The following is a 15,397-nucleotide window of genomic DNA, read 5'->3' on the forward strand; positions in this document are numbered from 1 at the left end:
GTCGCAGCGACTCATGCGGTTGGATGAGCGGCGTGGCGGCTGCCACGACGCAGGTCGACAGGATCACCCTCGCACTGGAGGCAGATGATGAAGTTCTTGCAGCGGCTCGGCCGATCGATCATGCTCCCGGTGGCCGTGCTGCCGGTGGCCGCGATCCTCTCCGGCGTCGGGTACTGGATCACGTCGGCGGCGGGCGCCAACCTCGTCTCGACGTTCCTGAGCGCGGCCGGCGGCGCGCTCCTGGACAACATGCCGCTGCTGTTCGCGGTGGGCATCGCGCTGGGGATGGCGAGCAAATCCGACGGTACCGCCGCGCTCGCGGGCCTCGTGTCGTGGCTCGTGGTCACGACACTGCTCAAGCCGGAGACCGTCGCACTGTTCACCGGGGTCGGCGATGTCAACGAGGTCGATCCGGCGTTCCTGCGCCTGCAGAACGTCTTCGTGGGCATCATCTGCGGCCTCATCGGCGCGTGGTGCTACGACCGGTTCAAGGACACCAAGCTGCCCGACGCCCTGTCGTTCTTCTCGGGCAAGCGCTCCGTCGCCATCGTGACCGCCGGCTTCTCGCTCATCGTCGCCATCGCGCTGTTCTTCATCTGGCCGTTCGTCTACACCGGGCTGGTCCTCTTCGGGGAGTGGATCGTGACCCTGGGGCCGGTCGGCACCGGCATCTACGGATTCCTCAACCGCCTCCTCATCCCGGTCGGCCTGCACCACGCCCTGAACTCGGTCTTCTGGTTCGACGTGGCCGGCATCAACGACCTCAACAACTTCCTCGCCGGCGAAGGCACCTACGGCGTCACCGGCCAGTACATGACGGGCTTCTTCCCCGTGATGATGTTCGGCCTTCCGGGAGCCGCGCTGGCGATGTACCTCACCGCCAAGACCCGCCGCAAGAAGCTCGCCTACGGCATCCTGCTCTCCGGCGCCGTCTCGTCGTTCTTCGTCGGCGTCACCGAACCGCTCGAGTTCGCGTTCATGTTCCTGGCTCCGGTGCTCTACCTCGTGCACGCGGTGTTCATGGGCATCTCGATGGCCATCAGTGCGATCCTGCCGGTGCGGATGGGCTTCGGGTTCTCGGGCGGGTTCATCGACCTGGTGCTCGGCTGGACCAACCCGATGGCTCAGAATCCCTGGCTCATCCCGGTGATGGGCGTGTTCTGGTTCCTCATCTACTTCGCGGTCTTCTACTTCTTCATCAAGCGGTTCAACCTGAAGACGCCGGGACGCGAAGACGACGACATCCTCGCGGACGACACCGAGTACGACGCCCGCAGCAAGGACGACGCCTACCTCGTCACCGCCTCCCGCTTCCTCGACGCCCTCGGCGGAAAGGACAACATCGTCGACCTCGACAACTGCGCGACCCGGTTGCGCATGGAGGTCGCCGACGTCAGCAAGGTCGACGACACCGCGCTCAAGCGCGCCGGTGCCGCGGGAACCATGAAGCCCGGCGGCAAATCGGTGCAGGTCGTCTACGGGCTGAACGTGCAGTTCGTGAAGGATGCCATGGAGGACATCATCGAGGGCAAGGTGCAGGTGCCCGCCGGCGCCGCCCCCGAGCGCGCGTCCACGGCGCCGAGTGCATCACTGGATGCGGGAGGTGCGGCGGTCCTCACGGATGCTCCGCCGACCACCATCCGCATGCGCCAGCCCGTCCAAGGCCGCGTCGTGCCCCTCACCGAGGTGCCCGATGCCACCTTCGCCGACGCGATCATGGGACCGGGCCTGGCGATCGAACCCACCGGCGACACCGTGATCGCCCCTGCCGATGCGACGGTCGGTGCCACATTCGACAGCAGCCACGCGATCGCGCTCGTGCTCGGCGACGGCACGGAACTGCTCATCCACGTGGGCATCGACACGGTCGCGATGAAGGGCGACGGCTTCGAAACGCTCGTCGAGAAGGGCCAGACCGTCACCGAGGGCACGCCGCTGCTGCGCTTCGATCGGGCGAAGATCGCCGCTGCGGGTCACCCCGCCATCACCCCGGTGGTCGTCCTCAACAACGCGAAGGCCACGATCGAATTCCGGTGACCCGGGCGCGCGATCACGCCTGATCAGGGGATCAGGTCAGCCGAAGGCCCAACATTAGAGACTGCTAATGTTGGGCCTTCGGCGTCACCGACGTCGTTTCCGCTCCCCCAGCGCCGAGAGTTGAGCCCGAATGACGCCGATGTTGCGCGCCACCCCGTTGGTCGCTTGGATCCGCACGGCGGGTGCCGTGCTTGCGACGCTCGGCCTGACCCTCACCGCGGTCCCCCTGGTCGCCGCCGCTGTCCCGCCGATGGACACCGTGACGATCGAGGTCCGTGTCGGCGACGACACGCTCAGCGAGGCGCTGCCGGGCGCGGTCGTCACAGTGCGCACGGAACCGAAGGGCGTCGTGGTGGCCTCGGGCCTGACCGCGGCCGACGGTGTCGTCAGCCTCGGCATCGACCCGGCGGCCGCCACCCAGTTCTCGGCCGAGGCGACGTGGCACGGTATCTCCCCGGGCGAGGGCTCGTTCCCGAAGCGGGAGTTCCGCGCCGACACAACCGACGTCGTGCAGCTCGTTGCGCCCCTCCCTGCCCGTCACATCACGGGCGGCATCACCGCGATCGACGGCGTGGAGGATATCCCCGATCTGTCCGCGGGAAACGCGGTCCTCATGCTCGGCGAGACCGAGCTGCAGCGCGTTTCGCTCGGCGGTGACGGCTCTTTCGCGTTCGGCCCCGCGCTCGCCCTGCCCGACGCCCAGTACCGGTTGGCCTTCCTCCCACCTCCGGGCTACGTGTTGACCGAACCGCAAACCGCCGACAACCCAGCGTTCTCGCTGCCGGCAGGAGTTGGCGCCTTCGACCTGCTGCCGCGCCGCGTGTTCGCCGTTCAGCCGGCCGTGACACCGAGCCCCACTCCGACTCCGACTCCGACTCCGACTCCGACGCCCACGCCCAGTCCTACGCCCAGTCCTACGCCGACGCCGACCGTCGCTCCCACGCCGCCCCCCGCGGCGGGCGCCCCTGCCTACGTCTTCCCGGGCATCGCGACGTTCCAGCGGGCGCTCGACTCGATGTCCCCGGCCCAGTTCAGCGGCCTCCTCGGCGCCGTGCGCCAGGCCGGCCCCGGCAACACCGTGCCGGTCCTCAACGGCGCCGGGCAGGTGCTGGGAATGATGAGCCAGCCGGCGCCAGGCGCCCAGCCGGCGGTGCAGGCCATGATCGCTCCGGTGACCGGCGGGATGACCGGCATCTCGCCCACCGGCATCTCGCTGGTGGGCATGGACCTCGAGACCGCCCTGATGATGGTCCAGTCTCAGCGCGCCACCCTCCTCGACCAGCAGCTGGCCTCCCAGATCCAGGAGGTCCAGGCGCGCAATGACCAGATCGGAAAGCTCAACGCCGCCCTCAGCGCGGTCGAGGCGTACCGCAACGCGCCCGACACCGCCCGCTTCGACGCGGCCGTGGTGGCGGTGCGCGCGGCAGGGGTGACGACCGATCCCTTCCTCGACGCCTCCGCCGCCACCGCCGGCCCCGCCGCGACGGTGCTGGCCACCCGCCTGAAAGGCATGATCGACTCGATCGGCAACAGCCAGCAAATGGACATGCTCCGGTTGCAGTCGCTGTCGAACAAGCGCAACGAGGCGTTCGACACCATGACGAACTTCGTCAAGAAGATGCAGGAATCCCGCTCGAGCATCATCGGGAACATGCGATCGGAGCCCGTCGGCATCGGGACGGTGCAGTGGAATCGCGGTGCCGTGAGGGGCGGGTTCGACCTGAGCGCGGTGCCCGACGGCAGCCACCACCTCATCCTCGACTTCGCCGACAGCGGCGTGACCGTCATCAGTGCTGTCGAGCTGCGGCGGGGCGAGCTGGCGGCGACGGGCGGGGAGATGGGACCGGCGCTGGGCCTCGGCATCACGCTGCTCCTTCTCGGCCTCATCGCCTTCGTGGGCGCTCCGCTGCTGCGCCGGCGGTCGCGACCGGCGGCATCCGGCCTCTAGCCGAGAGGCCCTGCTCGGGCGCGCCACCCGCGCGTGTCCGAGCAGGGTCAGGACCGTCGATTAGTCTTGTCTGCGATGTCGAACACTCGCGCTGAAGTCGCGTATCAGCGCTCGGTGGCCGCGTTCCGAAACCCGACGCTCGATCTGCTGCACGCTCGCCACGCGCCGTTCGTGGTCGCCGTGCTGTCGATCGTGTTCACCGCCGATCGGCCCGCCGTCGCCGTCTCCGACGCACACGCCGAGATCGGCGAGGCGCTCGAGGAACTGCGCGCCGCCGGATACGACGAAGACGACCGGCGCCTGCCCGCAGGCACCGCCCGCGAGATCTGCCGGCACTGGGTGCGCGTGGGGTGGCTGGCACCGCAGATCGAGGATGACGTCGAGGTGTACCGGCTCTCGGCCCACGCCGTCGGCGCCCTCGACATCGCCGGTCGCGCGGGCGGCGGGCGCGCCCGGGTGTCGCGCTCGCGCGTGCGGACCCTCCTCGAAGCCGTCGAGCGACTGGCGCGCGACGCCGAGACCGACCCCGAACAGCGCATCGCGATGCTGCTCGCCGAGCGCGACGCCCTCGACGCCGAGATCACCCGGCTGCGCAACGACGAAGCCGAGCCCATCGACGACGAGCAGCTGTTCGAAGAGGCCGAGAACGTGCTGCACCTGGCCCGCGAGCTGCCCGCGGACTTCTCCCGCGTCGCCGAGTCGATCAAGGCCATGCAGCGCGATGTCGTCGCCGACCTGCGGCGTGACGTGCGCCCCACCGGCGAGATCCTCCGCGAGTACCTGCAGCGGGGCCGGCACGTCATGCAGGCCACCCCCGAGGGCCGCGCGTTCGAGGGGGCGCTGCGCCTCATCGGCGACCCCGAGCACATCGACCGCCTCACCGACCAGCTGCACACGCTGCTCACCCAGCCGTTCTCCCGCCTGATGGCGCCCGCCCAGCGCGCCGACCTCGACGCCATCGGGCGGCAGGTGGAGCAGGGCGTGCAGGAGGTGCTGACCGCCCAGCGACGAGCCTCCCAGGTCATCACCGCACAGGTGCGCACCCACGACCCGGTGCGCGACCGGCAGGTCGACGAGCTGCTGCGCGGCGTCATGTCGGGGCTGCAGGTCTGGATGCAGGACTCCAAGGCCGGCGACCGCGTCGAGCCGCTGCACACCTTCCCCGTCGCCGACATCGGGCACCTGCGGCAGTCGCTCAGCGACCTGCACCCGCCCGGAGCACCGGCGCCGCTGCCGGCAGCCGAGGACGTCGAGTTCGTGGATGCCGACACGCGCGCGTGGGGCGGCCCCCGCTACGCCGAACTCGAGGCGTACGTCGCGACGCTGGGCGACCGTTTCGATCTCGCCGAAGCATTCGAGGGCGCCGCCGACGACACCCGCCGACCCGTCGACCTCCTGGGCCTCTTGGAGATCGCCCATCGCAACGGCATGACCGAGACCGGCGACATCTCCATCGCCGAAGCCCGCCGCCCCGACGGCACCAGCCGCCGCTTCGCCTTCGGCACCGTGACCGCGAGCACCGTGAAAGAACTCCCGCATGACTGACACCGCCCCCGCGACCGAAACCACGACCGAGGAGCCGTTCATCGCGCCTGTCGCGATGGAGCACGACCCCGACGAGCTGTTCGCCGGGGACCGGGGCGTCCTCGACCCCGAGGCCCGGCGCGTGCTCGTGCGTCTGCTGCAGCGGCGCTTCCTGCTGGCCGATCGCAACCGCGGCGAGTGGACCGTGCTGATGGATCACCGGCACGCGATCGAGTCGCGGCTCAACGACCTGTTCGTGCGGCTCGTCGTCGACCACGACCGCGGCGTCGCCTACAAGGAGCAGGTGCGCTCGGACGAACTCGAGATCCCGATCCTGCTCCGCGACGAGGCGTACTCCCGAGCCGAGACGCTCGTGCTCGTGCACCTGCGCACCGTCTACCAGCGCGAGAGCACCGCCGGGGAGCCCTCGGCGCGCGTCGACATCGAGGACATCGAGCAGACCGTGCTCACCTACTTCGCCGAGGCCGACGGCAGCACCGCGCGCCGGCAGAAGGCGATCCGCGCGGCCGTCGCGCGGCTGCGCCAGGACGGGGTCATCGAGGAGGAGTCCGAGGGGCGCTACCGCATCAGCCCGCTCGTGGAGATCCTGCTCTCCTCTGAGCGCCTGCGGGAACTGCGCGACTGGCTCGCGGACCGGTCGACGCACTCGGCGGCGATCGACCTCGACGACACGGCGGACGACACCGACGGCGTGGATGCCGACAGCGTCACGGAGGCGGCACGATGACCATGCTCGACACGCTCTTCGGGCTCATCCCCGCCGCCTCCCGCGGTCAGCAGTGGGTGGCCGACGAACTGCAGCTGGTGAACTGGGGCGGCTACGACGGCGCGCACCGCGTGCGGTTCGCCCCCACCGCGACGTTGCTGTGCGGCGGGTCGGGGTCGGGCAAGTCGACGCTCATGGACGCCTACGTCGCGCTCATGATGCCGCACACGACCCCGTTCAACGGCGCCTCCAACGGCGCGGTCGTGGGGCGGCCGCGGGGCCAGGAGCAGCGCAACATCCTCTCCTACGGACGCGGCAAGATCGACGAGACCCGGACCGACGACGGCACGAAGCTCACGGTGCTGCGCGGCGACGGCACCGACACGTGGACCGCCATCTCGATGACGTGGCTCGACCACGACGGCTCGCGCTTCACCGCCGTGCGCGCCTGGTACGTCCCGGCGACCGCGCGCCTGCTCGAAGACACCGTGCGCGTGCGGGCGACGGTCACGGGCCCCTTCGACCTCAGCTCGCTCGAAACCGCCGCGGCGCAGCGCCTGACGGATGCCGCGGTCAAGGCCGCGGGGCTGGAGACCGTGGCCACCGATCGCGAGTTCTCGGCGCGACTGCATGCCGTGCTCGGCATCGGTGCCGCGGGGGCCGGAGCGAAGGCGATGAGTCTCCTCGCCCGCATCCAGGCCGGTCAGCAGATCACGACCGTCGACGACCTCTACAAGCGGATGGTGCTGGAGGAACCCGAGACCATGGCCACCGCCGACGCGGTCGTCGCGCACTTCGACGGTCTCGAGAGCACGCGCAGCCGCATGCTCACCGCCCAGCAGCAGGTGCGCGCGCTCGAGCCGATCCGCACCGCACGCGCCCGCATCGAAGAGGCGGCGGAGCGGCTGCGCCTCATCGACGAGATCGGCCGCTTCACCGAGCCCGATTCCCTCGCGACGCTCTGGCGTGCCTCGCGCCGACTCGATCTCCTCCGCGACGTCGAGACCGAGCTGCAGGCGGCCAAGCACGCCGCCGATGCCAAGGTGCGCGAGAACCAGGCCCTCGCCGACGCCGCCGACATCGAACGGGAAGGTCTCGGCGAGGTGCTGCGCGCCGCCGGCGGCGACCGGCTCGAGACCGCCCACCGGGAGCTGCGCGCCCTGGAGCGGCGCCTGGGCGACGTCACCCGGGAGCGGGAGCGGCTGGACGCCGCACTGGCCACCCTGGAGGTCCAGGTGACCACGGCACGCGAGTTCGACACGCTCGCCGACCGCGCCCGCCGGGCGCTGGCCGACCCCGACGCGAAGGCCACCCTCCGCGAGGCCTACGGTGAGGCCATCGGCAAGCGCAACACCCTCGCGGCACGCGTGGGCGAGCTCGAGGCCGAGCGCCGCGAAGCCGCGGACCGCCACGACAACATCCCCGCGCGCCTGCGCGAATCGCGGGAACTTCTCGCCCGCGCCGCCGGGCTCGGCACCGACCAGCTGCCGTTCGTCGGCGAGCTCGTCGAGGTGCGCACCGAATTCGAGCCGTGGCGCGAGGCGTTCAACCTCGCGCTCGGCGGGTTCGCCACCACGCTCCTCATCGACGCGGCGCACCTGCCGGCGTTCCGCGCCGCCATCGACGCCGTCCGCACCCCCGAGCGCCTGCGCTACGAGGGCGTGCACACCGGGCTCCCCGAAGCCGCGGCCGGCGACCCGCAGACGCTCCCCGGGCGGCTGGACTACAAGAGCACGCCGTTCACCGGCTGGCTGCAGGAAGAGCTCTCCCGCCGCTTCGGCTACGTCTGCGTCGACACGTCGGCCGAGCTCTCGGAGCACCGGATGGCGCTGACCCTCGCGGGGCAGACGTCGCACGGCGCCCGCGGCGCGCACGGCGGCCACGGCCGTCGCAACGTGCTGGGGTTCTCGACCCACCGCCGCGTCGGCGAGCTCGACGCGCAGCTCGGGGCGGCCCGCGCCGAGCTGCAGGCCGCGCAGTCGGCCACCGATGACGCCGCCGCCGAACTCGACGCGCTCGATGCCCGCCGCGCCGCGTACGAGAAGATCCAGGATCTGACGTGGGACCAGGTCGACGTCGCCTCCCTCGAGCAGGAGCGCGAGCGCTGGACGGCGATCATCGACGAGGTGACGGCGGAGAACCCCACCATCGCCGGCATCCAGGATCAGATCGCCGCGAAACGTGCCGAGGCGGCACAGCTGCGCGAGGACATCGGCCGCGCGAAGGCCGAGCAGCAGCGCCTCGCCGATGCCTGGGCCACCACCACCGACGAGGTCGATCTCGCCCAGGCGGCGGTCGATTCGGCCGAGGATGCCGGCCGCGCGCTGACCGCCGATCAGACCGCCTACCTCGACGGCCAGTTCCTCATGCCCGAGGGCACCGGCGCGGCCACGCGCATGCAGGACCTCACCCGGTTCGACGCCGCGCTCGACTCGGCATCCCGACGCTTCATCGAAGACCAGCGGGCCGCGCAGGAGGCGGTCGGCGATCAGCGCGACAGCCTGCGGCGCACCCTCACCGGGTTCCTCGACCGCTGGCCAAACCCCAACCTGCTGGCCGACCCCGACCAGTCGCTCGGCGACTTCGAGCGCATCCTCGCGGACCTCGAGACCAGCGGCCTGCACGAGCTCGAAGCGGAGTGGCGCGACAGCCTGCTCAAGCTCTCGGGCAACGACCTGACGAACCTGGACTCGACGCTCAGCCGGTCGCTGCGCGAGATCCGCGATCGCATCGAGCCGATCAACCTGATCATGCAGGACCTGCCGTTCTACGACGACGACCACCGCCTGCAGATCTCGCCGCGCGAGACCCAGTCCGAGGTGCGCCGCCGCTTCCGCAAGGAGCTGCGCGACGTGCGGGGCCTCATCGAGACGGCCGCGAGCGACGAGGACCGCGAGCGCGTCTACCAGCGCATGTCCCGCCTCATCAACCGCCTCCGCCGTACCGCACCCGACTTCGCGGAGCTCGTGGATGTGCGCAACCACGTGCGCGTGAGCGCGGAGCGCATCCACGCCGTGACGAAGCAGCACGTCGCCCTCTACGACCACATCGGCGAGAAGTCGGGCGGCGAGTCGCAGGAGCTCATCGCCTTCATCGTCGGCGCGGCGCTGCGTTACCAGCTCGGGGATGCCGGAGCGGAGCGCCCCCGCTACGCGCCGGTGTTCCTCGACGAGGCTCTCATCAAGGCTGACGCGCACTTCACCAAGCGCGCGATCGGCGCCTGGCGGGGTCTCGGCTTCCAGCTCATCATCGGTGCGCCCAACGACAAGTACAGCGCCATCGAGCCGCACGTCGACGTCGAGTACGACATCCTCAAGGACACCCACGGCCGTTCGTGGGCGAAGCCGAAGGTGGGCCTTCCGGCGTCGGCTGGCCGGACGCCGACTCGAATGAGCAGGGAACCCATACTCGAATGAGTTATCCACAACTCCGCCGCTGATTCGAACGGATGTCCGAGGGCAGCGAGAGAATGGGGGCATGGAACACAGCAGCTACATTCCTCCCGACGAGGCGGCCGCGCGAGCGATAGACCGTCTCGGCGAGGTGCTGCCCGACCTCATCGGCGTCCGGCAACAGGTTGCCCGACTGCAGGCACTCGAGGCGCGACTGCTGGCCCGGGCTGACGGGATCGTGGCGGACTGGGTGGGCGAGGCCGGCCTGCAGCGGCACTCCGAGGCCGAGATGCCCCATCGCATCGCCGCAACCGAGATCGCCGCGGCCTGGCGGGTCAGCGACCGAACGGTGCAGCGCCAGATCGGCGAGGCGGCGACCCTGGTGACCGACTATCCCGCCACGCTGGCCTCGCTCGAAGCCGGCCGCATCTCACTGGCCCACGTGCGGGTGATCGTCGGCAACGGGGCGATCATCACCCAGCGCGAACTGCGGGCGGACTACGAGAACGCGGTGCTGCCCTATGCCGAGACCGAAGCCGCGACCCGCCTCGCCCCGATCTGCCGCCGTCGCGCCGAGTGGTACGCCGACGTCACACTCGACCAGCGGCACCAGCTGGCTCGGCAGCGGCGCACGGTCTCGGTGAACGATCTCGACGATGGCATGGCCGAGCTGATCGCCCTGCTCCCCGCGACGCTGGCCCACGGCGCGTACGACCGCATCTCTCAGATCGCCCGCCTCGCCCAGACCACGCCCGCCGCCTGCGACGAGTCCCTCTTCCCCGACGGCGACCCGCAGTTCTCCGTGGACGGAGCGCAACGGCCGGGAGGCGACGATACGCGCACGCTGGGCGAGGTACGCGCCGACGTGCTGGCCGACCTGCTGCTGACGGGGCTGCCCTCGTCAGCGACGGTGCCCGACGGCGGCCTGCATGCCATCCACGCGACGGTCCAGGTCACCGTACCTGTCCTCACCCTCATCGGCGAGGCCGCAGCCGATCCCTTCGACGCGACCATGCTCGCCGGGCACGGCCCCATCGACGCCGCCACCGCCGCAGCCCTCGCCGCCGACGCCGCCGGCTGGGACCGCATCCTCACCCACCCGATCACCGGGAGCATCCTGGCCGTGGACCGCTACCGACCCAGCGAGCAGATGCGCCGCCATCTGCGGGCCCGCGATCAGCACTGCCGGTTCCCCGCCTGCCGCGTGCCCGCCCGCCGCTGCGACATCGACCACAACATCGACTATGCCCACGGCGGCCCCACCGACGCCCGCCACCTCTCCCACTTCTGCCGACGACATCACACGACCAAGCATCACTCCCCATGGCGCGTGCGCCAGCTCGCCCGAGGGATACTCGAATGGACCTCCCCCACCGGGCGGGTGTACATCGACCGCCCCGTCAGCGAGGTCATCTTCGCCACCTTCCCCGCCGAACCCGGGCCCGCCCCCTACCCGGCCGCGTTCGACCCGGCGCCGTTCTGACTCGCCGGACACGATGGGCTGCGCGCGCGGGGATGCCGCCCGAGCGGAGGCCATGCGCGGTACTACGCATCCGTGCCCGCCGTCCACCCCTTTCGCGGGGCGGCGGATCCGCGTCAGGGTGAAGCGTGGATGACACGGAAGTTCTCAGAACCTGGGTGACGCGCCAGCGGTGGTATGCGGGCAAGAGCCACGCGCCGCGGCTGCGCATCCTCGACGCCCAGCCGGTCCCCGGCGCCCGCCGCTACCTGCTCATGGACGACGCGGGGTCCGTGCCTGCGCTCTACCACGTGCCCCTCGCGCTGGTCGCGACGCCCCCGACGGCGGATGCCGTGGTCTGCGACACCGCAGACGGGTACGTCGTCGATGCGACGCGGCACCCGGATTTCGCCATCGGGATGCTCGCCGCAATGGGGGTCGACGTGGGCCGGGTGACCGGCTCACGTGTGCTGTCGGCCGAACAATCCAACACCTCGATCGTGTTCGAGGAGGACGGCGAGCCGACGATCATCCTCAAGCTCTTCCGCACGCTCCATCACGGCGAGAACCCCGACGTGACGGTGCAGCGCGTACTGAGTGCCGCCGGCTCGCCCTACGTCCCCGCCTTCCGCGGCAGCGTCGAGGCGGAGTGGCCCGACAGCGGGCGTGAGTCCGGGGTCGCCCGCGGCACCCTGGGCTTCGCGCAGGACTTCCTCCCCGGGGTGCGCGACGGGTGGGACGTCGCCCTCGAGGCCGCCCGCGACCGACGCGACTTCACCCACGCCGCGCGGGAGCTGGGCATCGCCCTCGCCGCAGTGCACGGGGCGCTGGGCGCGGAGCTCGAGACGGTGGATGCCGGCCCTGAACAGGTCGCGGCCGTGGGGGCCACCTGGCGACAGCGCCTCGCGGTCGCGGCGGCCGAGGTGCCCGCGGTCGCCGCGCGGCGGGCCGCGATCGACGCGGTCTACCAGGCCGCCCTCGCGCGGGCATGGCCGCGCCTGCAGCGCATCCACGGCGACCTGCACCTCGGCCAGGTGCTCGCCGTGCCCACGGGCGGGTGGCGCGTGGTCGACTTCGAAGGCGAGCCGCTGCGTCCCATGCAGGAGCGGGCGATCCCCGATCTGCCTCCCCGCGATGTCGCGGGCATGCTCAGGTCGTTCGACTACGCCAGCGCCGTCGCCGGCGGGCCCGACTCCGGAGACTGGGCGGCGGACTGCCGCGACGCATTCGTCGATGCGTATGCCGGCGCCGAGGGATCGGTGCCGCTGGATGCGCAGCTGCTCAAGGCACTCGTGCTCGACAAGGCGGTCTACGAGTCCATCTACGAAGCCCGCAACCGGCCCGACTGGCTCCCCGTGCCGCTGGCCGGCATCGACAGCGTCCTCGCCTGAGGTCAGTCGGCCGCGGAGTCGTCCGGCTGCAGCATGAGGAACATCGCCCCGTAGGCCGGCAGCGCGACCGAGAAGCTGCACAGGTCGTCGACGCGCCCGACCGTCTCCCCGGTGGCCGCGTCCACCACGGCGCTACCCGGCACCAGCCGCTCCGAGCGCACCGTGCCCTCGGTCGGCTCGGCGGCGAAGTTCAGCACCGTCACCTGCAGCGGCGCCTCCGCCTCGGCATCCCCCTCGTCGAGACGGTGCACGAGCACGAGCATGCCCGCGTGTGCGACCTCGGGGATGTCGACCTGCGAGGCCGTCGCGATGCCGGAGTGCCGCCGGAGATCCAGGATGGCGGCCAGGCGCGACGCGAACGAGTCCGGGTCATCGAGCTGCGCCGGCAGTGACCCGTACAGGGCACGCCCGCGCGGCATCCCGGCCGCCGAGCGCGTCGCCTGCGGGTCGACGTCGAGCAGGTCGTGCGCACCGCGCTCGATCCACCGCGTGTCACCGGCGGCGAGGAGGTCGGCCACCTCCTCGCTCGGGATGGTGAGCATGCCCACGAGGTCCCAGCCGGACAGCGCGAACACCCCGGGCTGCCACGCGTTGTAGGCGCACAGCAACAGGTGCGCGTCGCGGATGGCCGGGATGTCATCCTCATCGATGTCGTCGAGCCGGGCGATCCCCCGCGTCGCGGCTATGAGGGAGGTCGTCGTGCAGGCGATGCCGTTCTGGGTGAAGACACGGTTGTAGTCCGCCGTCCCCGTGAGGCTCTCCGTCAGCTCCGCACGCACCACCTCGGCGAGCTCGCCGCCGGACATCTCGCCGCCGCGGAAGCGGTAGAGGTCGTCTCCGTGCCGGGTCGCCCAGTGCACGAGCTCATAGGTCAGCTCGTCGTGGTTCTGCAGCCCGTGCACGAGCTGCACCGGCTGCACCCCCAGGTCGAGCGATGTCGTGAGCGCGAGCCGCAGGAACTCGGTCTGCCCCGTCGCGAGGGCGTGATGGTAGCCGGGGCGCCCGATGAAGTCGTACGAGAGATCGGCTCCCACCGCACCGGTGTCGCGGATGTCCTCGATCGTGAGATTGAGCTCTTGGAAGGTGAAGCCGCCGACCTTGCGCACCATCCCGGCGATGATGTGGTTCGCGGCGTGCGAGAGGGGGTGACCCTCGGACCAGGCGGGACCGCCGGCGCTCTTCTCCACGCCGAGGAACCCGTTGGCATCCAGTCGCAGGGCGCTCGTGCCGAGCTCGCCGAGGGAGTGCAGGGCATCGCCGATGACCAGCCGCATGCCGGCGAAGGTGGGGTCGAGCCAGTTGATCGACGGCTGCCCCTGCTTGAAGTAGTGCAGGTACACCCAGCGGCGCGTGATGCCGTCGGGGCCGATCACCGGAGCCGTCGCGCTCCAGTTCGTCTCCTTCACTCCGGGCGTGTAGAAGATGACCCGCTGCAGGGCGCCGATGATGTAGCCGCGGCCTTCGAGCTCCTGCTCGGTGGCCGGGTCCAGGTTGACGCTGTCCATGCTCTCGGGGACGTCGGGGAGCAGCCCCCAGTCCTCGGGGAGGATCTCGACCATGTGGTAGATGCCGGGATAGTCCTTGAACCCCATCTCGGCGAGGCGGAAGTCGGCGCCTTTGCCCGTGTGCCCGGGCACGATGTCGTCGATGACGCTGCCGCCGTGGCTGTCGGCGACGTCGCACAGCGCCCGGAACTGCTCCTCGGTGCCGAACGCCGGATCGATCTCGGTGCTGATGCGATCGAAGTGCCCGTCGACGCTCGGCGTCTCGCCCCAGCCGGCGATGCCGCCCGCGCGCTTGACCGGCCCCGTGTGGATCGCGGTGATGCCGACGCGTTCGAACGCCGACCACAGCTCCTCGTCGCCGAGCGCGGCCAGGAACGACTGCCCGGGGCGGGTGATGAGCGAGATCGGGTAGGCCGTGAACCACACATCGCTCATGCTGATCGCCCGCCGCGCGTCCGGCCGCGCGTACGGATTGCGCCACATCGCCGGCTGCCCTGCCAGCTGGCGCGCCAGCACATCGGCATCCTTCAGCATCGACTGGCGCACGAGCCACTCGACATACGACGGGTTGGTGCCGTTGGCCGTGCGCGGGTCGGTCTTGATGCGACGCACGCTCCCGCCCCGGAACTGGTCCCGCGGGCGCAGCCGCTTCGGGCGCGCGGGGTAGCGCTGCTCGTCGTAGCTGATCTCGACCTTCTCGGCGTCGGGCTCCTCACCCACAGCGCTCGCTCCGGTCAGGTCGATGGGGCCGGTGTAGAGGTCCTCCGGCCGAAAGTCGTCGCTCGGCATCGCTCAACGCTAAGGGACCGGGCTTTCCGGAGCGAGGACTGGTGCCCGGCGGCGAAAGCAACTATGAGGCGATTCGCACGACGTCGCGCGGCGAGGTCGTGCGTGCGTCGGCCACGACGCGCGGCGTCACCCGCGCGATGCCATGCGATACGCCGGCACCGCGACGGCGGCGACCACGAGGTGCATGAGCATGAGCGAGAGCGCCGCGACCGTCGTGGTTTCCGGAATGAACCGGAACACGAGCAGCAGCACGTCGGGCACGAAGGAGACAAGCACCACCACGGGCACGAGGATCGCCAGCGTCCGCCGGGGATTGCGCGCTCGGCGGCTCACCAGGACCCAGCCGAACCAGCCGGCCGTCACCCCGATCGCGGTGAACAGGGCGTAGGCCGGAAACGTCAGCGGGCCGAAGGTCGCGGGCGCGCCGAGCGCGACGGCGATGGCGGCCACGAGCGCGTTCACGGCGATCGCCAGCGCCACGGCGGCGGTGAGGATGAACGCCGCCCGAGCGGTGGAACTGCGGATGCCGACGGGCGCGGATGCGGTGGAGGACATGATTCTCCGATCGGTGACGGGCCATTCTTACGAGTCCGGTTGGTCTCGGATCTGATTACGGTACCGGTGA

General features: G+C 70.9%; 9 protein-coding genes. 7 read left to right on the forward strand and 2 right to left on the reverse strand.

Translation table 11 applies throughout. The features are described 5' to 3' along the window. The first annotated feature begins 84 nt into the window (after nucleotides 1-84). The 7 genes from nagE to ACFVR6_RS14875 all read left to right on the forward strand — a co-directional run bounded on the left by nagE (nucleotide 85) and on the right by ACFVR6_RS14875 (nucleotide 12,478). Entirely contained in the window at nucleotides 85-2,037 is a 1,953-nt protein-coding gene (gene nagE / locus ACFVR6_RS14845; protein WP_386964404.1) for an N-acetylglucosamine-specific PTS transporter subunit IIBC, read from the forward strand. Nucleotides 2,038-2,176: 139 nt separating this feature from the next. After that, a complete protein-coding gene (locus tag ACFVR6_RS14850) occupies nucleotides 2,177-3,985 on the forward strand; it encodes a hypothetical protein (protein WP_386964406.1) in 1,809 nt (602 codons plus the stop codon). A gap of 75 nt (nucleotides 3,986-4,060) precedes the next feature. Beyond that, a complete protein-coding gene (locus ACFVR6_RS14855) occupies nucleotides 4,061-5,530 on the forward strand; it encodes a DUF3375 domain-containing protein (protein ID WP_386964407.1) in 1,470 nt (489 codons plus the stop codon). Then, on the forward strand, nucleotides 5,523-6,257 hold the full coding sequence (locus ACFVR6_RS14860; RefSeq protein ID WP_386964409.1) for a DUF4194 domain-containing protein: 735 nt from the start codon (nucleotides 5,523-5,525) through the stop codon (nucleotides 6,255-6,257). The genes ACFVR6_RS14855 and ACFVR6_RS14860 overlap by 8 nt, the downstream gene beginning before the upstream one ends. Beyond that, a complete protein-coding gene (locus ACFVR6_RS14865; protein ID WP_386964411.1) occupies nucleotides 6,254-9,652 on the forward strand; it encodes an ATP-binding protein in 3,399 nt (1,132 codons plus the stop codon). Before ACFVR6_RS14860 ends, ACFVR6_RS14865 begins: the two co-directional genes overlap by 4 nt. 61 nt (nucleotides 9,653-9,713) lie before the next feature. Further along, complete coding sequence (locus tag ACFVR6_RS14870; RefSeq protein ID WP_386964413.1) at nucleotides 9,714-11,111, forward strand: HNH endonuclease signature motif containing protein; 1,398 nt, start codon at nucleotides 9,714-9,716, stop codon at nucleotides 11,109-11,111. 125 nt (nucleotides 11,112-11,236) lie between these two features. Then, nucleotides 11,237-12,478: a phosphotransferase gene (locus ACFVR6_RS14875; protein WP_386964415.1), complete on the forward strand. Its 1,242-nt coding sequence runs from the start codon at nucleotides 11,237-11,239 to the stop codon at nucleotides 12,476-12,478. Nucleotides 12,479-12,480: 2 nt separating this feature from the next. Here ACFVR6_RS14875 and treS read toward each other — a convergent pair whose 3' ends face one another. Both treS and ACFVR6_RS14885 read right to left on the reverse strand, forming a co-directional pair. Then, nucleotides 12,481-14,772 carry a maltose alpha-D-glucosyltransferase gene (treS, locus tag ACFVR6_RS14880; RefSeq protein ID WP_386964417.1) on the reverse strand — a complete coding sequence of 764 codons (2,292 nt, stop codon included), beginning with the start codon at nucleotides 14,770-14,772 and terminating at the stop codon, nucleotides 12,481-12,483. A 126-nt stretch (nucleotides 14,773-14,898) separates the two neighbouring features. Next, on the reverse strand, nucleotides 14,899-15,327 hold the full coding sequence (locus tag ACFVR6_RS14885) for a DUF6069 family protein (RefSeq protein ID WP_386964419.1): 429 nt from the start codon (nucleotides 15,325-15,327) through the stop codon (nucleotides 14,899-14,901). Nucleotides 15,328-15,397: the final 70 nt, after the last annotated feature.

The organism is Microbacterium sp. NPDC058021 (assembly GCF_042885955.1).
Taxonomy (GTDB): domain Bacteria; phylum Actinomycetota; class Actinomycetes; order Actinomycetales; family Microbacteriaceae; genus Microbacterium.